Here is a 19,116-nt window from a genome sequence, read left to right as displayed (position 1 = left end):
AGGGGGCGCCCCGTCGGTATGTGCACCGGGAGGCCGGCGGTCGTGGTCGGCCGCCGGTCCGGCGCGCGTCACCAGGCCGCGCGGGTCTTGCCCTCGGAGGGGAACAGAATCCAGAGGGCTATGTACAGCAGGAACTGCGGGCCCGGAAGCAGACACGACACCAGGAAGATCACGCGCATCGTGGTCGCGGAGGTGCCGAAGCGCCGTGCCAGCGCGGCGCACACTCCGCCGATCATCCGGCCTTCGGTGGGGCGGGCAAGGCGGCTCATGAGGGCTCCTTCGTCAGCGTAGGACGTCGACCGGAGGCCGACGGTGGGACGGGACCTCGAAGCGGCCCGCTCTCCTTTCCACACCTTCGACGCTACGGCGACGAACCGGACGAAGCATCCCTCTATGGGGCCATCCCCACCCTGGGAATCGTCGGGGTCCGACCCTGAGACAGCTCCTCGGGGAGCAACCGGGCCGCCCCCACCCGCGTCTTCGCCCTCCGCCGCAACGCCGACCTGAGCGCCGGTACGACCGCGACATGGGCGAGGCCCACGCCGACCGAGTTCAGCAGGATCGAGTCGATGTCCACGACCTGACCGGGCACCCCGGTCTGCAACAGCTCGATGGCCAGCGACAGCAGCGCCCCGGCCGCGACCGACCGGGCCAGCGAGGCGAGCGGCGACACGGCGAGCCTGCCGTGCAGCATCGGCAGCAGGACGCCCAGCGGGGCGAGCAGCGCCAGCCCCTCGCCGATGCGGTGGGCCGCCTCCGGCCAGCCGAGCGCCAGATCCGCTCTGATCCCCGCGAACGGCCGCAGATTCGCCGGACTCATCCAGGTGACGTCCAGCGGGCGCAGCGTGATCCAGGCAACGACCGCGAGATGTGCGGCGAGGAGGACACCCCCCGCCACACGGACACGGACCCCGGCGCCACGGCCGTTCGTACCTTGAGGCTGCACGCCCCCCAAGACGCGGCCCCCGGCACGATCGGTTGCACCTTCTTTTTTTGGGCTCGGTTCGCCTCCGGGGCGCAGAAGCCTGTGTCGAGACGGCGATCGTGCTCGGCCCTCCTTCGTCGGGCGCTGCGCGCGATCACCGTCTCGACACAGGCGCGCTCCTTCGGCTCACTCGCCGCCCCCTGTTGCAGTGGGCCTGTCAAGGGGGCGTCGGCGGGACAGGCACTCGCTCGTGAACCCGTGACCGTGGGCGTCCGTCAGGACCCGTCGATCTCCTCGGAAGGAGGGTTGCCCTCTCCCGGGGCCGACTGGGTCTCCTGGGTGCACTCGTAGCGGCGTAGGGAGGCCGCGCCGGTGCTGCCCAGGACGACCGAGCCGTTGTCGCCGGCGGCGGCGGAGTCGGCGAAGGTGCAGACGATCTGGGCGAGGGCGTACTTCGGGAGGGAGCCGGGGGCGGTGGACAGGCGCAGGGTGTCCTCGGGGTCGCCCGGGGCGGGGCCCGACACCGTGAGGCCGGGCGGGACGGCCGTGCTGTAGCCGACCTCGTCCTCCTCGTCGCTGGGGTCGCCGGCCAGGGCGTCCAGCAGGCCCTGGGCGACGACGACCCGCCGCTGCGCATCCTCGGTGCCCTCTGCGACCTGCACCGAGCGGTTGACACGGACGAGCGCCCCCGAGCAGAGCAGGAACACCTCGACCGGCATCCCGGACGGGGTGGCCTGGGTCGCGATGTCCGACACCGACAGCTCGCACGGCACCATCGAAGGCGCCGGCCCGAAGTCCGTCGGTACCTGCGTGGCCCGGATGCCGCAGCTGGTGAGCAGGCCGACGAGCGCCCCGGTTGCCGCCAGGAGCCGTACGCCGTGCACGGTTCGTATCGTCACCGGCCGTCCCCCTCGGTGCCCGCCGGGCCGCTGTCGCCCTGATCGCCGACCCGCTCGTCCCGTTCCTGCGCGACCAGGGAGGCCGCGTCGCGGGGCAGGCGCAGGGTGAAGACCGCGCCGCCCTTGGGGGAGTTGGCGGCGGTGATCTCGCCGCCGTGGATGTGGGCGTTCTCCAGGGCGATGGACAGGCCGAGGCCGCTGCCCTCGGAGCGCGGGCGGGAGGCGCTCGCCTTGTAGAAGCGGTCGAAGACGTGCGGGAGGACGTCCTCGGGGATGCCGGGCCCGTGGTCCTGGACCTCGATGAACAGGTTCTCGCCCTCCGTGCGCACCGACACGCGCACCGGGGAGCCGCCGTGCTTGAGCGCGTTGCCGATCAGGTTCGCCAGGATCACGTCCAGGCGGCGCGGGTCCAGGTTGATGATGATGCCGCGCTCGGCGTCCAGTTCCACCGCGTCCAGCCAGGCGCGGGCGTCGATGCAGGCGGTGATCTGGTCGGCGATGTCCACGTCGTCCAGGACGAGCCGGGCCGTCCCCGCGTCGAAGCGGGTGACCTCCATCAGGTTCTCGACCAGGTCGTTCAGGCGCCGGGTCTCGCTGACGACGAGCCGTACCGCCGGTTCGATCATGGGGTCGAGGCTGCCGGTGTCGGCGTCCAGCTCCTCCTCCAGCACCTCCGTGACGGCGGTGATCGCCGTCAGCGGCGTACGGAGTTCGTGGGACATGTCGGCGACGAAGCGGCGGGAGGCCTCCTCACGGGCGCTCATGTCGTCCACCTTCTTCTCCAGGGACTCCGCCGCGAGGTTGAACGTCCGGGAGAGGTCGGCCAGTTCGTCCGTACCGGAGACCCGCAGCCGGGTGTCGAGCTTGCCCTCGCCGAGGCGCCGGGCGGCCACCCCGAGGCGCTGCACCGGCTTCAGGACCGTGGTCGCGGCGGCCTGCGCGAGCAGCGCCGAGCCGATCAGCGACAGGCCCGTGGCGATACCGAGGGACCAGGCGAGGGAGTTGAGGTCCTTCGCCTCCTCCGCGAGGGACTTGCGCATGTAGCCGGTCGGCCCGCCGCCGATCATCTTCGCGCCGCCCACCAGGTAGGGGGTGTCGCCGTCGATGACCCGCTGCCAGTACACGTGGTACGCGTGCTTGTTGCCCCCGGTCAGCTTCTGCCGCTTGTTGACGGCCTTCTGCAGGGACGCGGGCACGTCCTCCAGCGAGAAACCGGTGAGCGCGTTGTCGGTGGAGGAGCCGGAGACCGTCTCGCCGTCGGCGCCCTCGGCGATCAGCAGCACGCTGGAGCGCTCGCCGCCGTCCGCCATCTTCCGTGCCGCGAGGCGCAGTTGGTCCTGCGTCGGGTTCGGGCGCAGCGTGCTCACATGGCTCTGCATCTCACGCTCGAAGTCGTTGAGCGCCGCGTCCTGCGCGCGGGTCTGCACGGCCTCGCGGTTGAGCCAATAGGCGATACCGGACGCCGACACGGCGGCCGTGAGGGCCACCAGGCCGAAGACGACCACCAGACGCAGCCGCAGACTGGTGAAACGGATCCTGGACTGCACTGTCCTGCGAACCGCGGCCCAGCCGCGGATCCCCCCTCGGGCCTTCGTCACTGAGGCGTGTCCAACCGGTAGCCCACGCCGCGCACGGTACGGATCAGGGTCGGCGACGACGGTACGTCCTCGACCTTGGCGCGCAGCCGCTGTACACATGCGTCCACCAGGCGGGAGTCGCCCAGGTAGTCGTGCTCCCACACCAGACGCAGCAACTGCTGCCGGGACAGGGCCTGTCCGGGGCGGCGGCTCAGCTCAAGAAGCAGCCGCAGCTCGGTGGGCGTCAGCTGGAGGTCCTCGCCGTTCTTCGTCACGGTCATCGCCGCGCGGTCGATCACGAGCGAGCCGAAGGTCGCGGCGTCGTTGGCCTCGCGCTCACCGCGCCGCAGCACCGCGCGGATCCGGGCGTCCAGCACCCGCCCCTGCACGGGCTTGACCACGTAGTCGTCCGCACCCGACTCCAGGCCCACCACGACGTCGATGTCGTCGCTGCGCGCGGTGAGCAGGATGATCGGCAGCTGGTCGGTGCGCCGGATCCGCCGACACACCTCGAAGCCGTCGATGCCGGGCAGCATCACGTCCAAAACGATCAGATCCGGCCGCTGTTCGCGCAGCAGCTTGAGACCATCCTCGCCGGTGGCGGCGGTGGCGACACGGTGCCCCTGGCGCGTCAGTGAGAGCTCCAGGGCCGTGCGGATGGCGTCGTCGTCCTCGATCAGCAACAGGGAAGGCACGGGCTCATTCTGGCCCATGGCATGGCGCCGAATCGACCGCTGGAGCGCTCCCACCCGACACCCGCACACGATCGTGCCGTTCGCGTAGCTGTACGACTCTTCTCTGTGATCGACCTGTGCCTCGCCTGGGCCGTGCCCAGGCGCCGACCCCTGTGACAGGTCTGTGACAGTCGGCGGACAGAGCCATGAAGGTGAACCGGCAATCTTTTCGGCACAGGCAAGCAAGCAGGCCGAAGACCGGAACTCCACGACGGGGGGCGCGAGATGAACACGCTGCACAGCACCAGCACTAGCGCAGTTGTCACGCGGCTCCACGACGTCGTCCGGAACACGGAGAAGTCCGGTGCGGTGAGCGGGCGGGGGTGCGCTCGCGGCACCGGGCGTCAGCACACCACGTTGATGTCGGTGGTTGACGCACACGTGGGGGCAAGCACCACGGGGGCAACGGGGGTCGCCCACGGGGGAACGGGGACCGCGTACGGGGAGGGCACGGGGGAACGCCGGTCTGTGTCGGAGGCGGAGTTCACCGCCTACGTCCAGGAGCGTCGTGCCTCCCTGTACGCAACCGCCTACCACCTGACCGGAGACCGCTTCGAGGCCGAGGACCTGCTGCAGAGCGCGCTGTTCTCGACCTACCGGGCGTGGGACCGGATCAGTGACAAGGCCGCGGTCGGGGGCTACCTCCGCCGCACCATGACCAATCTGCACATCAGCGCGTGGCGCCGCCGCAAGCTGAACGAGTACCCGACCGAGGAACTGCCGGAGACCGTCGGCGACACGGACGCGATGCGCGGCACCGAACTGCGCGCCGTCCTGTGGCAGGCGCTCGCCCGGCTCCCCGAACTCCAGCGGACGATGCTGGTCCTGCGTTACTACGAGGGCCGCACCGACCCGGAGATCGCGGAGATCCTCGACATCAGTGTCGGCACGGTGAAGTCCAGCATCTGGCGGTCCCTCCGCCGGCTGCGTGAGGACGAGGTCCTCAGCTTCGGCCGTGACGAGGAGGAGTCCTTCGGGGAGCTTGTCGCCTGAAGGTCAGCGGGGGGAGTAAGTAACGGGGGAAAAGCGGGGGAGCACGGGGGAACGGGGAACGTCACGGTGGCGCTGGGGGGCGCCGGTGTGACACATGGGGGGATCACGGGGGAAGCGGGACTGGAGGGCCGGGGGGTCCGTCCAGTCCCGCTTTCATGTCCGGCGTCGGGCCCAGGGGGCCTCGGGATCAGGGCCTCGGGCTCAGGCCGGGGCCTTCGCGACGCGGCCGGCGGCGGCCGCCGCCAGTCGGCCCAGCGCCTCGTCCCGGTCGCAGGGGTGGGCGCCCAACTCCGTCTGCCGGGCCACGATCGAACGCTCCAGCCGCATCAGCCGCCAGCCGCGACGCAGCAGGAACGGCACCGACTTGCGGCCCTCCTTGAGGTCGCGCAGGAAACGGCGGCGGAAGGTCTTCACCGGTCCACGGGTCAGACAGAGCGCGTCCGCCAGCAGACCGAGTTCACGGCAGCGTTCGACGATCTCGGCGGCGAAGATGCCCTCGGCGATGAACACCGGCGTCCGTCCGATGTGCAGGGCCTCCGCGCCCGTCCGCGCGCTGAGGGAGATGTCGTACGTCGGGACGGTCGTCCCGCCCGTGCGGCACAGTTCCCCGATCGCGGCGACGGCGGTGTCCGCGTCCCACGACAGCGGGTGGTCCCAGTCGATGTCCGTGCTGCCCTCCACCAGCGGCAGCGTCGGGTCGTCGCCCTCCTTGTAGAAGTCGTCGAGCCGCAGCACGGGCAGGCCGGAGCGGGCGGCGAGGAGGGACTTGCCCGAGCCGGACGGACCGGACAGCAGGACGACTCGGGTCGGTATCGGGGGATGCGAACTCACGAGAGTCCAGTGTGAGGCATCGAGCGGCTCCCGCCGAGACGGCGGGTAGCCCGTGGAGCGCACATCACACCTCAACTACCTTACGTGTCTCTATGAATACTTTCCGCAAGGGGGGCGCACAGGAGAAGGTGGCCCCCTGATGGGTCGACACTCGGCTCCCCGGAACTCCACCGCCCGGCGCGCGTTGCTGACCGTTGCCACCGCCGGGGTCGCGCTCGGCGCGGGCGCGGGCACGGCCGCCGCGGCGGACGACGCGGCCCCGGTCGTCGACGTGATGCGCACCCGGCGCACGTCGCTGGGGAAGATCGACCCGCAGGCGGGCCTGCAGGCCCTGACCGGCACGGTCGGTTACGTCACCGGACCGGTCGCGGGGCTCAAGCCCAACCCGCTGGCGGGCACCGGGGTCGATCCTCTCGACAACGGGGTGGGACGCAGCTGGCCGGCTTCCAGCCGCTGACGCCGACGGCGCTGACCGGGCCGGTGGCACAGGCACCGTCGATCGGGAGCATTCCGGTGGTGGGACAGGTTGGTGGGCTGATTGCAGGGCTGACGGGAGCGGAAAGCCGTGGGGGGAACTGCGCGGTCCTCGGAGACGGCGCGGGCCGTCCGTGGCTGGTCGCGCAGTTCCCCGCGCCTCTTACGGGGCGCTTTCTCAGTACGCCGACCCCGACGCGCCCAGCGACCCCGTCGGGTGCCAGACCGTCTTCGTCTCCAGGAACGCCGTCATGCGGTCGATGCCGGGCGCGGCCGACCAGTCGTCCACAGGCTGTGGACGCAGAACGCGCTTGAGGTTGTCGGCCGCGGCGATCTCGAGTTCCTTCGCCAGGACGTCGTCCGCGCCGGCCAGGTCGATCGCGTTGACGTCCTGGTGCGCGGCGAGGGGCGTCGCGATCTCCGACGTACGGCCGGAGAGGACGTTGACCACGCCGGCGGGGACGTCGGAGGTGGCCAGGACCTCGCCGAGGGAGAGGGCCGGGAGAGGGGACCTTTCCGAAGCCACCACCACGGCCGTGTTGCCCGTCGCGATCACCGGGGCGAGGACCGAGACCAGGCCCAGGAACGACGACTCCTGGGGGGCCAGGACCGCCACCACACCCGTCGGTTCGGGGGAGGACAGGTTGAAGTACGGGCCCGCGACCGGGTTTCCGCCGCCGACCACCTGGGCGATCTTGTCGGTCCAGCCCGCGTACCAGACCCAGCGGTCGATCGTGGCCTCCACCTGGGCCGCCGCCTTCGACTTCGACAGGCCCTCCGCGTCGGCCACCTCGTGGACGAACTGCGCCCTGCGGCCCTCCAGCATCTCGGCGACGCGGTAGAGGACCTGGCCGCGGTTGTAGGCCGTGGCTCCCGACCAGGCGCCGAACGCCTTGCGCGCGGCCACGACCGCGTCACGGGCGTCCTTGCGGGAGGAGAGCGGCGCGTTCGCCAGCCAGTTGTTCTTCGAGTCCGTCACCTCGTACACCCGGCCGCTCTCGGAACGCGGGAACTTCCCGCCGACGTACAGCTTGTAGGTCTTGAAGACAGTCAAGCGGTCAGACATCGAGGTACGCCTCCAGGCCGTGGCGGCCGCCCTCGCGGCCGAAGCCCGACTCCTTGTAGCCGCCGAACGGCGACGTCGGGTCGAACTTGTTGAACGTGTTGGACCAGACGACACCCGCGCGCAGCTTGTTCGCGACGGCCAGGATCCGGGAGCCCTTCTCGGTCCAGATGCCCGCCGACAGACCGTACTGGGTGTTGTTGGCCTTGGCGACCGCCTCGTCCGGGGTGCGGAAGGTGAGGACGGACAGGACCGGACCGAAGATCTCGTCACGGGCGATGGTGTGCGCCTGCGTGACGTTCGTGAAGAGCGTCGGGGCGAACCAGTAGCCGGCGGTGGGCAGTTCGCAGGCCGGGGACCAGCGCTCGGCGCCCTCCGACTCGCCGCGCTCGACGAGCGAGGTGATCCGGGTGAGCTGCTCCTCGGAGTTGATCGCGCCGATGTCCGTGTTCTTGTCCAGCGGGTCGCCGAGACGGAGGGTCGACAGGCGGCGCTTGAGGGAGTCGAGCAGCTCGTCCTGGATCGACTCCTGGACCAGCAGGCGGGAACCCGCGCAGCAGACCTGGCCCTGGTTGAAGAAGATGCCGTTCACGATGCCCTCGACGGCCTGGTCGATGGGCGCGTCGTCGAAGACGATGTTCGCGCCCTTGCCGCCCAGTTCGAGGGTGAGCTTCTTGCGGGTGCCCGCGACCGTCTTCGCGATCTGCTTGCCGACCGCGGTGGAGCCGGTGAAGGCGACCTTGTTCACGTCCGGGTGCGCGACCAGGGCCGCGCCCGTGTCGCCGTATCCCGGGAGGATGTTGACGACGCCCTTGGGCAGGCCCGCCTGACGGCAGACGTCCGCGAAGAACAGCGCCGAGAGGGGGGTGGTCTCCGCGGGCTTCAGGACGACCGTGTTGCCCGTCGCCAGGGCCGGGGCGATCTTCCACGCCAGCATCAGGAGCGGGAAGTTCCAGGGGATGACCTGGCCCGCCACGCCGAGGGGGCGGGGGCTCGCGCCGTAGCCGGCGTGGTCGAGCTTGTCGGCCCAGCCCGCGTAGTAGAAGAAGTGCGCGGCGACCAGGGGGAGGTCGGCGTCGCGGGTCTCCTTGATCGGCTTGCCGTTGTCCAGGGTTTCGAGGACGGCCAGCTCGCGGGAGCGCTCCTGGATGATGCGGGCGATGCGGAAGAGGTACTTCGCGCGCTCCGTGCCGGGCAGGGCCGACCACTTCTCGAACGCCCTGCGGGCCGCCTGTACGGCGCGGTCCACGTCCGCCTCGCCCGCCTGGGCGATCTCGGAGAGGACCTCCTCGGAGGCGGGGCTGACCGTCTTGAAGACCTTGCCGTCGGCGGCCTCGGTGAACTCGCCGTCGATGAACAGGCCGTAGGAGGGGGCGATGTCGACGATCGCCCGGGACTCGGGGGCCGGTGCGTATTCGAATGCGGAAGCCATGGGGATCAGTCCACCGTCACGTAGTCGGGGCCGGAGTAGCGGCCGGTGGCCAGCTTCTGGCGCTGCATCAGCAGGTCGTTGAGGAGCGAGGACGCGCCGAAGCGGAACCAGTGGTTGTCCAGCCAGTCCTCGCCGACGGTCTCGTTGACCAGGACGAGGAACTTGATCGCGTCCTTGGTGGTGCGGATGCCGCCGGCGGGCTTCACACCGACCTGGACGCCGGTCTGGGCGCGGAAGTCGCGGACGGCCTCCAGCATGAGGAGGGTGTTGGCGGGCGTGGCGTTCACCGCGACCTTGCCGGTGGACGTCTTGATGAAGTCCGCGCCGGCGAGCATGCCGAGCCAGCTGGCCCGGCGGATGTTGTCGTAGGTCGAGAGCTCGCCCGTCTCGAAGATGACCTTCAGGCGGGCCGCGGTGCCGCAGGCCTCCTTCACCGCGGTGATCTCCTCGTGGACCTTGAGGTAGTTCCCCGCGAGGAACGCGCCGCGGTCGATGACCATGTCGATCTCGTCGGCGCCCGCGGAGACGGCCTCGCGGACGTCCGCCAGCTTCACGGCGAGGGGGGAGCGGCCGGCCGGAAAGGCGGTGGCCACGGAGGCGACCTTCACGGTGGAGCCGGCGACGGCGGCCTTCGCGGCGGGCACCATGTCGGGGTAGACGCAGACCGCGGCGGTGGCGGGCGTGGTGCGGTCGGTGGGGTCGGGGAGGACCGCCTTGGCGCCCAGGGACCGGATCTTGCCGGGGGTGTCCGCGCCTTCCAGGGTCGTCAGGTCGACCATGGAGATGGCCAGGTCGATGGCGTACGCCTTGGCGGTCGTCTTGATGGAACGGGTGCCGAGGGAGGCGGCGCGCGCCTCCAGGCCGACCGGGTCGACGCCGGGCAGCCCGTGGAGGAAGCGGCGCAGCGTGCTGTCGGACGCGGTGACGTCGGCGAGAGCGTGGGGTGCAGCTGTGGACATGGTCACCAGACGAGCATATCTACGCGCGTAGCAGGTGTACAGCCCTCAGGATTGTTCCGACAGGCGGGGGCGGGGCGGGTGCGTGCCGTCTCCGGCGCGTGCGAGCCGTCCGTGGCTCGTCGCGCGGTTCCCCGCGCCCCGCGCGGGGCGCGACCTCGGCTGCGGGCAGGTGCGCGCCATCGTGCAGAATCGGACGTATGAGCACCTCGGATCAGGCCTCCGCGTCGACGCCCGGCAAGCCCGACAACAGGCCCGACGACAAGCCCGTCTACAAGGACCGGGCCTACCGGTCGCCCGCCGGGCTCGTGGGCGGCGTGCTGCTGCTCGGGCTGATCGCCTGGCTCGGTGGGGACGCCGTGGTGTCCGGCGACGGGCGTACGCCCTGGCTGGCGCTGGCCTCGATGCTGGTGGCCGTGCCGGTGGTGGTCGCGTTCTCGGTGCGGCCGGCTGTGTTCGCCAACGACGACCGGCTGCGGGTGCGCAATCCGTTCCGGGTGATCGAGCTGCCCTGGGCGAGCGTGGTGTCGCTGCGGTCCGGCTACACGAACGAGGTCATCGACGAGAGCGGCACCAAGTACCAGCTCTGGGCGATCCCCGTCTCGCTGCGGGGGCGCAAGAAGGCCCATCGGCAGCAGGCCCGGGAGGCGCGTCGGGGCGCCAAGGGCGGCGGTGACGGGCTCACCGCCGACGCCGGGCGGCCCGTGCGGGCGGAGGCCGATCAGGTCATGGTCGATCTGCGGGACCTGTGCGAGGCGCGGGCGAAGGCGGCCGGGGCGCAGGGGGAGCCGAGCGTGCGGTGGGCCTGGGAGATCGTGGGGCCCGCGGCGGCCGGGGCCGTGCTGTTGGCGGTACTGATCGCGCTGGGGTGACATCGGCCTGGTCTGACATCGGCCTGGTGTGGCACTGGCCCGGTGCGACGTGGTCCGGTGTGACATTGGCCCGGTGTGACGTGGAGCTCCGGGAAGTCGTTTCGGTGAGGAACACCGGACGTCTGTTCTAGGGTGGCGCTGCTCGTGTGTCCCGCCTTCACAGCCTGGCCCGCTTGGATCGTGTCGGACCGCGCGGCGCAACCACGACGGCGGCCGGAGTGTCCACACAACGATGAGTACCGAGCTTGAGCCCCAGTTCCCGGCCGGGGTCTCCCCACCGCCGTGCCCCCTGCCCGCGTTCGCCGTGCCCGACGGCAGCGTCGCCTGGAGCGGGGAGAAGACGGAGGTCTGGGCGCGGACCCGGCCGCCCCTGTGGGTGCCCGCGCGGACGCGGCCCCTGCATCTGCTCGCCGTGGTCCCGGGTGGCCTGATCGTCGGCTTCTGGCTGGCGAACTTCGTGGAGGTGCCCGCCGCCCTCGCCGCGCTGGTGCCGTTGCAGCTGGTGTGGACCCTGGTCAGGCCCGAGGTCGTACGGTTCTCCGCGCCCGCCCTGCTGCTTCTGCTCGCCTGGTTCGGCGGCTCGCACGACGTGCCGACCCTGGTGGGCCTCCTCGCCGCGACCTTCACCTGGGCGGCGGCCGAGATCCGGCTGAGCAAGCGCCGACTCCAGCGGCAGTGGGCGCTCGCGGCCACCGAGGGGGTCACGGCCACGGTGCCGGACCAGGTCGGGCCGCTGCGGCGCGGGCGGTTCCTCATGGGTTTCGGGGCCGTGCTGACCGTGGTCGGCGCGGGGATGCTCTCCGCCGTCTCCGGCTGGGACGTCGCCACCGACCGGCACGAGGCCACGCTCGTCGGCTGGTTCGTGGTCGGCTGGGGACTCACCACGTCGCTCTCCGGGCTGCTGGGCCGCCGTCGGTCCGCCGCGCTGCGGGGCGCTCCCGTGCCGGTGCTGCGGGTGCTCGTCCGCGACGGCGCCGACGGGGACGCGGAAGTGTTCGCCGCCGACGACATGGCGGCGCTGCGGCCGTTGTTCACGGTCGCCACCGAGCAGTGGTACGACGAAGACGACGAAGACGCCGAAGAGGCCGAGAAGCGCGACGGCCGGTCGGAGCGGGACGCGCTCCTCGACGCCGTCGAGGGCGTCGACGAGGACGACGACCAGCCCGGTCCCCTGCGCGAGGCCGTGCTGTACGGGCTGCCCCACGACGGCGCCGAGATCGTGATCGTCAGCGCGGCGGAGACGCCGGAGGCCCCGGGCGGGGCCGGTGGACCGGTGGACCTGGAAAAGCCGGCGTCCGCCGAGGGCGGTGCGCCCGCGGAACTGGTCGTCGAGTCGTCCAGCGGACCCGTGCGGCCCCTGTCCGACCGGACCGTACGGCACCGGGCCGCCCGGCAGCGTGCCGGGGCGAAGCGGCACACGGTCCACGAGGAGCTGCGGGCCACGGCCGTCACGGAGAGCCGGGCGCGGCTGGGGGACGCGCCGGTGTCCCTGCGGCGCTGGCGGGCGGGCTGGCCGGACTGGTCCGCCGCCCTGTTCATGATCGCCGTGACCGCCGCCGTGGGGCTCTACCCGGACGGACCGACGCGCTACGTCCTCGGGGGCCTCCTCGGCCTCTTCGGCGTCCTGACGCTGCCCCAGATGCTCACCTGGCGCATCACGGCCGACCGTTCGGGGCTGTGGCTGAGCGGCTGGGGCAGGCCCCGGCACGTCACGTGGGACGACCTCGCGACCGTGCGGTGCGCCGGTGCCGTGCTGACGGTGGGCAGCCGCCAGGAGTCGTTCGAGCTGTGGAGCGTCCGGGCGGAACGCTGGCGCTGGCTGGAGCGCAAGCTGCGGCTCGTTCACCCGTACGAGAGGACCGCCGCCGAGATCACCGCCCTGTGGCAGGAGCCGTCGCTGCGGCCGGAGGGGGAGTACGTGGGGCGGGGACTACCGCTGTGGCCGCTGAGTGCGGTGCTCGCCGTGGGGTGGGCGGCGGTGCTGGTGCTGGTGCCGTAGAGGCTGTGCCGGCGCCGTGGAGCCTGGAGCCGGTGAGGTCGGCGGACCGTGCCTCGCCGTCTCGTCGGCGCGCGCATGGCGGAGGTCCCGGCCGGTGCATCGGCCGGGACCTCCGTGTGCGAGGAGGGGCGGGGTCAGATGCCCGCTGCCGCCGAGAGGTCCCGCTTGATGCCGGTCAGCAGCTCCGTCGCCTTCGCGCGGGCCGCCGGGAGGGCGGTCGGGTCGGCGACGGGCACCACGACCTCCAGGTAGCACTTGAGCTTGGGCTCCGTGCCGCTGGGGCGGACGATGACACGGGCGCCGTCGAGCGTGTAGCGCAGGCCGTCCGTGGGCGGGAGCCGGTCCGTGCCCCGGGTCAGGTCCTCGGCCCGGGTGACGGGCAGGCCGGCCAGGGCGGTCGGCGGCCGCTCGCGGAGCCGTTCCATCGCGCTGGCGATGAGCGAGAGGTCCTGGACGCGGACCGAGAGCTGGTCGGTGGCGTGCAGCCCGTGCTCGACGGCGATGTCGTCCAGCAGGTCGAGGAGGGTGCGGCCCTCCTCCTTCAGCCGCGAGGCGAGTTCCGTGATGAGCAGAGCCGCCGTGATGCCGTCCTTGTCGCGGACGCCCTCGGGGTCGACGCAGTAGCCGAGTGCCTCCTCGTAGCCGTAGCGCAGGCCCTCGACGCGGGCGATCCACTTGAAGCCGGTCAGGGTCTCCTCGTAGGGGAGGCCCGCCTTCTCGGCGATACGGCCGAGGAGGGAGGAGGAGACGATCGACTCGGCGAAGGTGCCCCGGGCGCCGCGCGCGACCAGGTGGGTGGCGAGGAGCGCGCCGACCTCGTCGCCGCGCAGCATGCGCCAGTCGGTGCCGTCCTTCACGGCCACGGCGCAGCGGTCCGCGTCCGGGTCGTTCGCCACGATCAGGTCGGGGTCCGTCTCGCGGGCCTTCGCGAAGGCGAGGTCCATCGCGCCGGGCTCCTCCGGGTTCGGGAAGGCGACCGTCGGGAACTCCGGGTCCGGGTCCGCCTGCTCGGCGACGAGGACGGGTTCGGGGAAGCCGGCCCGGGCGAAGGCAGCGAGCAGGGTGTCCCGGCCGACGCCGTGCATGGCCGTGTAGACCGTGCGGGCGGTCCGCGGGGAACCGGGGGCGAGCACCGCGTCCGTACGGGCCAGATAGGCCTCCAGGACGCTGTCGTCGAGGGTGTCCCAGCCGGCGTCCGGGCGGGGCACGTCGTCGAGGGAGCGTACGGCGTCGATCTCGGCCGCGATCCCGGCGTCGGCCGGGGGCACGATCTGGGAGCCGTCGCCCAGGTAGACCTTGTAGCCGTTGTCGCGCGGCGGGTTGTGGCTGGCCGTGACCTCCACGCCGGCCACCGCGCCCAGATGCCTTATGGCGAAGGCCAGGACGGGCGTGGGCAGGGGGCGGGGGAGGACGGCCGCGCGCAGGCCCGCGCCGGTCATCACGGCGGCCGTGTCGCGGGCGAAGTCGGCGGACTTGTGGCGTGCGTCGTAGCCGATGACGACCAGGCCGCCGGTGTCGCCCTGTTTGTTGAGGTAAGCGGCGAGGCCGGCGGCGGCGCGGATGACGACCGCGCGGTTCATGCGCATGGGGCCGGCGCCGAGTTCGCCCCGGAGGCCGGCCGTGCCGAACTGGAGCGTGCCGGAGAAGCGGGTGGTCAGTTCCGCCGTGTCCGCCGCGTCGATCAGCCTGCCGAGTTCGTCCCGGGTGTCCGGGTCGGGGTCCTCGGCCAGCCACGCCTTGGCGCGGGCGATCAGGTCGTCGTGCACGGGGGTCAACCTCTCGTTCTATGTCTGCCGTCGGTCTTCTGCTGTGCCGTCGGTTCGATTGTGCTCGCCCCCGCCGCCCCTACCCGACCCATCCCAGGGGCTGCGCCCCTTTGACCCCGCCCGTCGTGGGTTTCGGGTGCGGGTCCGATGGGGGTTCTCGCGCAGTTCCCCGCGCCCCTGAAAGACCAGGCCCCTGCGGGCCTGAAGAGCCACTCACGCGGCCTGAAAGGCGAGGGGCGGCGGGCCTGAAAAGCGCAGGGCGCAGCCCGTGCTCTTCAGGGGCGCGGGGAACTGCGCGAGAACCCCCACCGGGCCGCCACCCGAAGAACGCGCCCCCGGCGGAGCCCTCCGCGCTACAGCCGGTTCAGGACCTGCGTCAGCAGCGCGCCCATGCGGGTCGCCGAGTCGCGGCCCGCCTGGAGGACCTCCTCGTGGTTGAGGGGCTCGCCCGTCATCCCGGCCGCCAGGTTCGTCACCAGGGAGATGCCCAGGATCTCGGCGCCCGCCTCGCGCGCGGCGATGGCCTCCAGGACCGTGGACATCCCGACGAGGTCCGCGCCGATCACGCGGGCCATGCGGATCTCCGCCGGGGTCTCGTAGTGCGGGCCCGTGAACTGCGCGTAGACGCCCTCCTCCAGGGAGGGGTCGATCTCCTTGCACAGGGCGCGCAGGCGCGGGGAGTAGAGGTCCGTGAGGTCGACGAAGTTCGCGCCGACGATCGGCGACGTCGCCGTCAGGTTGAGGTGGTCGCTGATCAGCACCGGCTGGCCGGGACGCATGCCCTCGCGCAGACCACCGCAGCCGTTGGTGAGGACGATCGTCTTCACACCGGCGGCGACGGCCGTACGGACGCCGTGCGCGACGGCGGCGACGCCGCGCCCCTCGTAGTAGTGGGTGCGGCCCAGGAAGACGAGCGCGCGCTTGTCGCCGATCCTGTACGAGCGGACCTTGCCGCCGTGCCCCTCGACCGCCGGCGGTGGGAAGCCGGGCAGCTCGGTGACCTGGAACTCGGCCTCGGGCGCGCCCAGGGCGTCCACGGCCGGGGCCCAGCCGGAGCCCATCACGAGGGCGACGTCGTGGGTCTCGGCGCCCGTCAGCTCACGCAGGCGCGCGGCGGCGTCGGCGGCGGCGGCGTACGGGTCGCCCTGGATGTCGTCCGGAAGAAGAGATGCGTTCACGCGACGAGGGTATCCGGTCTGAGCCTACGCGCGTAGATGACCAGGCTCACGGGATCGGGATCGTTGCCTTGTCGTTTCCAACACCGGGGGAGGCGCTCGCCCCCCCGGCCGGCCCCTCAGCAGGGGCGTTTGCGGAGTTCCATCACATAGTCGTGCGGCGCGCCCGCCGACTCCGCCGCGTCCGCGACCTCACCCAGATAGCGGGCGGAGGGCAGGCCGCCCTCGTAGCCGTTGAGGACGTAGACCCAGGCAGGTTCCTCACCGTCCAGCGTGTGTACGCGGACCCGCATCCGGCGGTATATGTCCAGCCCGACGCCGACCCACCGGTCCATCGCGTCCTCGTCCATGGGGGCGATGTCGTAGAGGGCCACGAAGACCTGGGAGCGGGGGGCCTCCACGACGGTGGCCAGGGCGCCCTCCCAGCCCATGTGCTCGCCGCCGAAGGTCAGCCGCCAGTCGTTCAGCCAGCCGGTTGCGCGCAACGGGGAGTGGGGGGCGCGGCGGGACATCAGGCGCGAGTCCAGGTTGCCGGCGTAGGCGGCGTAGAGCGACATGGGGAGAGGGTACGGGAGCGCTCCGCTCGGGGGCCGGGGCGCCTGAGGGGGCGGGGGGTTCGGTTGTTCGGCGGGTGCGGGTGTGTGGTGGCTGGTCGCGCCCACGCGGCGGAGCCGCATGTGTCACAGCCCCGCGCCCCTGGTGATGGCCCTGCGGGCCGATCACCCCGTCCCGTACCCCCCGACTCGTTGATACGCGGGCTCGTACGGGACAATGGGGCATGTGACTCGGATCGTGATCATCGGTGGCGGACCCGGCGGATATGAAGCGGCGCTGGTGGCCGCGCAGCTCGGCGCGGAGGTGACCGTCGTGGACTGCGACGGTCTGGGCGGGGCGTCGGTGCTGACCGACTGCGTGCCGTCGAAGACCCTCATCGCGACGGCCGAGGTGATGACGACCTTCGACTCCTCCTATGAGGAGCTGGGGATCATCGTCGCCGACGACACCCCGCACATCGACACGCCCGCGCGTGTCGTGGGTGTGGACCTCGGCAAGGTCAACCGGCGTGTGAAGCGGCTCGCGCTGGCGCAGTCGCACGACATCACCGCCTCGGTGACGCGCGCCGGCGCACGGGTCATGCGCGGGCGCGGGCGGCTCGTGGGGCAGCAGGACCTCGACGGGTCGCGCAAGGTCGTCGTGCGGGCGGCGGACGGGTCCGAGGAGACCCTGACCGCCGACGCCGTGCTCATCGCCACCGGCGGACATCCGCGCGAACTGCCCGACGCGCAGCCGGACGGTGAGCGCATCCTCAACTGGACGCAGGTCTACGACCTGGACGAGCTGCCGGAAGAGCTGATCGTCGTCGGATCCGGTGTCACCGGTGCCGAGTTCGCCGGCGCCTACCAGGCGCTCGGGTCGCGCGTCACCCTCGTCTCCAGCCGCGACCGGGTGCTGCCGGGCGAGGACCCGGACGCCGCCGCCGTCCTGGAGGACGTGTTCCGGCGGCGCGGCATGAACGTCATGGCACGGTCCCGGGCCGAGTCCGCCAAACGGGTGGGGGACCGGGTCGAGGTCGCGCTCGCGGACGGGCGCGTCATCACCGGCTCGCACTGTCTGATGGCCGTCGGCGCCGTCCCCAACAGCGCCGGGATGGGGCTGGAGGAGGCCGGGGTCAAGGTCAAGGAGTCCGGGCACATCTGGACCGACAAGGTGTCGCGGACCACCGCCCCCGGCGTGTACGCGGCCGGTGACGTCACCGGGGTGTTCGCCCTGGCGTCCGTCGCCGCCATGCAGGGCCGTATCGCCATGTACCACTTCCTCGGCGACGCCGTGGCCCCGCTGAACCTGAAGACCGTGTCGTCCAACGTCTTCACCGACCCCGAGATCGCCACCGTCGGCTACACCCAGGCCGACCTGGACGCGGGCGTCATCGACGCCGTCGGGGTGAAGCTGCCGCTGCTGCGCAACCCGCGCGCCAAGATGCAGGGCATCCGGGACGGCTTCGTCAAGATCTTCTGCCGGCCGGGCACCGGCATCGTCGTGGGCGGTGTGGTGGTCTCGCCGCGCGCCTCCGAGCTGATCCACCCGATCTCGATCGCGGTCGACAACAACCTGACGGTCGAGCAGATCGCGAACGCGTTCACCGTGTACCCGTCGCTGTCCGGCTCGATCGCCGAGGTCGCGCGCCAGCTCCACACACGCAAGTCGGGTGGAGGGGTCTGACGGCCCGTAGGGTTCGCACGGTCCGCACGGATCGCATGGTCCGTTCGGACCGTGCGATCCGTGCGTTCTGACCGATGTGTGCCGGGTTCCGTCCGGGATGGTCCCTATATCACTTCTCGCCCCACCCTGCGAACAACTTCTGCTATTCGGCGCAAACTGCTGAAAGCAGATGGTCGTTGGCGTTACTGTCAGTTTCGTGTTCGCTGCAGAACGTCGTCAATTGATCCTCGAAATGGTGCGGGCCAATGGAGCCGTGTCGCTCCGTGAGCTCGCCCGCGTCGTCCAGACCTCCGAAGTGACCGTACGGCGGGACGTGCGCGCTCTGGAGGCAGAAGGACTCCTCGACCGCCGACACGGCGGTGCGGTATTGCCGGGCGGGTTCACGCGGGAGTCCGGCTTTCCGCAGAAATCCCATCTCGCGACCGCCGAGAAGACGGCCATCGCCGATCTCGCCGCGAGCCTCGTCGAAGAAGGCGAGGCCATCGTGGTCGGGGCGGGGACCACCACGCAGGAGCTGGCGCGCCGGCTCGCGCGGGTCCCCGGGCTGACCGTCGTCACCAACTCCCTGTTGGTGGCCCAGGCGTTGGCCCATGCCAACCGTGTGGAGGTCGTGATGACCGGCGGCACCCTGCGCGGTTCCAACTACGCCCTGGTCGGTTCCGGAGCCGAGCAGTCCCTCCAGGGGCTGCGTGTCTCCAAGGCCTTCCTCTCCGGGAGCGGACTGACCGCCGAACGCGGCCTGTCCACGTCCAACATGCTGTCGGCGTCCGTCGACCGCGCGCTGGTCCAGGCCGCCGCCGAGGTCGTCGTGCTCGCCGACCACACCAAACTCGGCACCGACACCATGTTCCAGACGGTGCCGACAGATGTGATCACCCGGCTGGTCACCGACGACCCGTCCGGCCACGACGACCGCGCGGTCACCGAGCTGCAGGCCCTGGCCGATCAGGGTGTGCAGATCTCCGTGGCCGGGGCGTCGGGCGCCGGGGGAGCGGGAGGCGATCCCGTCCCGACGCGCCCTTCGCGCCGGGACGTGCCCCTTCCGGGGCCCCGCCGCAACCAGGTCCACGGCACCGCGCCCCAGCTGCGCACCGCCACGGTTCTGGGGGACCAGCCGCCCGCCGGTGAACGAGAACGGGAGCGGGCGGCCCGGGTCGCGGATCTGCGGCGCCGGTAGGGGGCGTGAGCCGCGGCGTCGGG

At 71.8% G+C, this 19,116-nt stretch carries 17 protein-coding genes and 1 pseudogene; 6 read left to right on the top strand and 12 right to left on the bottom strand.

All coding sequences use genetic code 11. The annotated features are described in order from the left end of the window. Positions 1-68: 68 nt before the first annotated feature. From P8T65_RS16640 to afsQ1, 5 genes are all read right to left on the bottom strand, one after another. A complete protein-coding gene (locus P8T65_RS16640) occupies positions 69-269 on the bottom strand; it encodes a PspC domain-containing protein (RefSeq protein ID WP_316726126.1) in 201 nt (66 codons plus the stop codon). A gap of 122 nt (positions 270-391) precedes the next feature. After that, positions 392-946 carry a VanZ family protein gene (locus P8T65_RS16635; RefSeq protein WP_316726125.1) on the bottom strand — a complete coding sequence of 185 codons (555 nt, stop codon included), beginning with the start codon at positions 944-946 and terminating at the stop codon, positions 392-394. A 254-nt stretch (positions 947-1,200) separates the two neighbouring features. Continuing rightward, the gene (locus tag P8T65_RS16630; protein WP_316726124.1) at positions 1,201-1,824 is read right to left on the bottom strand and encodes a hypothetical protein; all 624 of its coding nucleotides are present in this window, start codon (positions 1,822-1,824) and stop codon (positions 1,201-1,203) included. Beyond that, entirely contained in the window at positions 1,821-3,521 is a 1,701-nt protein-coding gene (locus P8T65_RS16625) for an ATP-binding protein (protein WP_399099056.1), read from the bottom strand. The genes P8T65_RS16630 and P8T65_RS16625 overlap by 4 nt, the downstream gene beginning before the upstream one ends. Further along, positions 3,419-4,096, bottom strand: a complete 678-nt coding sequence (gene afsQ1, locus P8T65_RS16620) for a two-component system response regulator AfsQ1 (RefSeq protein ID WP_013001223.1) — start codon at positions 4,094-4,096, stop codon at positions 3,419-3,421. The genes P8T65_RS16625 and afsQ1 overlap by 103 nt, the downstream gene beginning before the upstream one ends. Before the next feature lie 264 nt (positions 4,097-4,360). Here afsQ1 and P8T65_RS16615 point away from each other — a divergent pair, with 264 nt between their 5' ends. Further along, on the top strand, positions 4,361-5,128 hold the full coding sequence (locus tag P8T65_RS16615) for a SigE family RNA polymerase sigma factor (protein ID WP_316726122.1): 768 nt from the start codon (positions 4,361-4,363) through the stop codon (positions 5,126-5,128). A 201-nt stretch (positions 5,129-5,329) separates the two neighbouring features. Here P8T65_RS16615 and P8T65_RS16610 read toward each other — a convergent pair whose 3' ends face one another. Further along, positions 5,330-5,959 (bottom strand): uridine kinase, encoded by a 630-nt coding sequence (locus tag P8T65_RS16610; protein WP_215448701.1) that lies wholly within the window; start codon positions 5,957-5,959, stop codon positions 5,330-5,332. 139 nt (positions 5,960-6,098) lie between these two features. Here P8T65_RS16610 and P8T65_RS16605 point away from each other — a divergent pair. Beyond that, positions 6,099-6,499 (top strand): annotated as a pseudogene (locus P8T65_RS16605) (hypothetical protein); the annotation flags it as partial. A gap of 112 nt (positions 6,500-6,611) precedes the next feature. On the opposite strand, the gene P8T65_RS16600 reads toward P8T65_RS16605, so the two are convergent. From P8T65_RS16600 to deoC, 3 genes are read right to left on the bottom strand one after another with little or no spacing between them, the layout of a single operon-like run. Next, positions 6,612-7,499: an aldehyde dehydrogenase family protein gene (locus tag P8T65_RS16600; protein ID WP_316726121.1), complete on the bottom strand. Its 888-nt coding sequence runs from the start codon at positions 7,497-7,499 to the stop codon at positions 6,612-6,614. After that, positions 7,492-8,928, bottom strand: coding sequence for an aldehyde dehydrogenase family protein (locus tag P8T65_RS16595; protein WP_316726120.1), 1,437 nt, complete (start codon positions 8,926-8,928; stop codon positions 7,492-7,494). Before P8T65_RS16595 ends, P8T65_RS16600 begins: the two co-directional genes overlap by 8 nt. Positions 8,929-8,933: 5 nt before the next feature. Further along, positions 8,934-9,887 (bottom strand): deoxyribose-phosphate aldolase, encoded by a 954-nt coding sequence (gene deoC, locus P8T65_RS16590; RefSeq protein WP_316731611.1) that lies wholly within the window; start codon positions 9,885-9,887, stop codon positions 8,934-8,936. Between the two features lie 197 nt (positions 9,888-10,084). Between deoC and P8T65_RS16585 the strand changes: the two genes are divergently transcribed. Together P8T65_RS16585 and P8T65_RS16580 are read left to right on the top strand one after the other, a co-directional pair. Continuing rightward, positions 10,085-10,756, top strand: a complete 672-nt coding sequence (locus tag P8T65_RS16585) for a PH domain-containing protein (protein WP_316726119.1) — start codon at positions 10,085-10,087, stop codon at positions 10,754-10,756. Positions 10,757-10,988: 232 nt separating this feature from the next. Further along, the gene (locus P8T65_RS16580; protein WP_316726118.1) at positions 10,989-12,755 is read left to right on the top strand and encodes a hypothetical protein; all 1,767 of its coding nucleotides are present in this window, start codon (positions 10,989-10,991) and stop codon (positions 12,753-12,755) included. Positions 12,756-12,889: 134 nt separating this feature from the next. Here the strand turns inward: P8T65_RS16580 and P8T65_RS16575 are convergent, their stop codons facing one another. The 3 genes from P8T65_RS16575 to P8T65_RS16565 all read right to left on the bottom strand — a co-directional run bounded on the left by P8T65_RS16575 (position 12,890) and on the right by P8T65_RS16565 (position 16,253). Further along, positions 12,890-14,521, bottom strand: coding sequence for a phospho-sugar mutase (locus P8T65_RS16575; protein WP_316731610.1), 1,632 nt, complete (start codon positions 14,519-14,521; stop codon positions 12,890-12,892). A gap of 353 nt (positions 14,522-14,874) precedes the next feature. Continuing rightward, positions 14,875-15,699 (bottom strand): purine-nucleoside phosphorylase, encoded by an 825-nt coding sequence (locus P8T65_RS16570; RefSeq protein ID WP_316726117.1) that lies wholly within the window; start codon positions 15,697-15,699, stop codon positions 14,875-14,877. A 116-nt stretch (positions 15,700-15,815) separates the two neighbouring features. Next, positions 15,816-16,253, bottom strand: coding sequence for a gamma-glutamylcyclotransferase (locus tag P8T65_RS16565; RefSeq protein ID WP_045562870.1), 438 nt, complete (start codon positions 16,251-16,253; stop codon positions 15,816-15,818). Positions 16,254-16,467: 214 nt separating this feature from the next. On the opposite strand from P8T65_RS16565, the gene P8T65_RS16560 reads away from it, so the two are divergent. Continuing rightward, positions 16,468-17,916: an NAD(P)H-quinone dehydrogenase gene (locus P8T65_RS16560; RefSeq protein WP_184904279.1), complete on the top strand. Its 1,449-nt coding sequence runs from the start codon at positions 16,468-16,470 to the stop codon at positions 17,914-17,916. Positions 17,917-18,085: 169 nt separating this feature from the next. Next, complete coding sequence (locus P8T65_RS16555; protein WP_316726116.1) at positions 18,086-19,093, top strand: DeoR/GlpR family DNA-binding transcription regulator; 1,008 nt, start codon at positions 18,086-18,088, stop codon at positions 19,091-19,093. Positions 19,094-19,116: the final 23 nt, after the last annotated feature.

Origin of the sequence: Streptomyces sp. 11x1 (assembly GCF_032598905.1) — a bacterium.
Lineage (GTDB): Bacteria > Actinomycetota > Actinomycetes > Streptomycetales > Streptomycetaceae > Streptomyces.
Note: the sequence above shows the minus strand (reverse complement) of the source record. Positions and strands in the feature narration are given on the sequence as shown.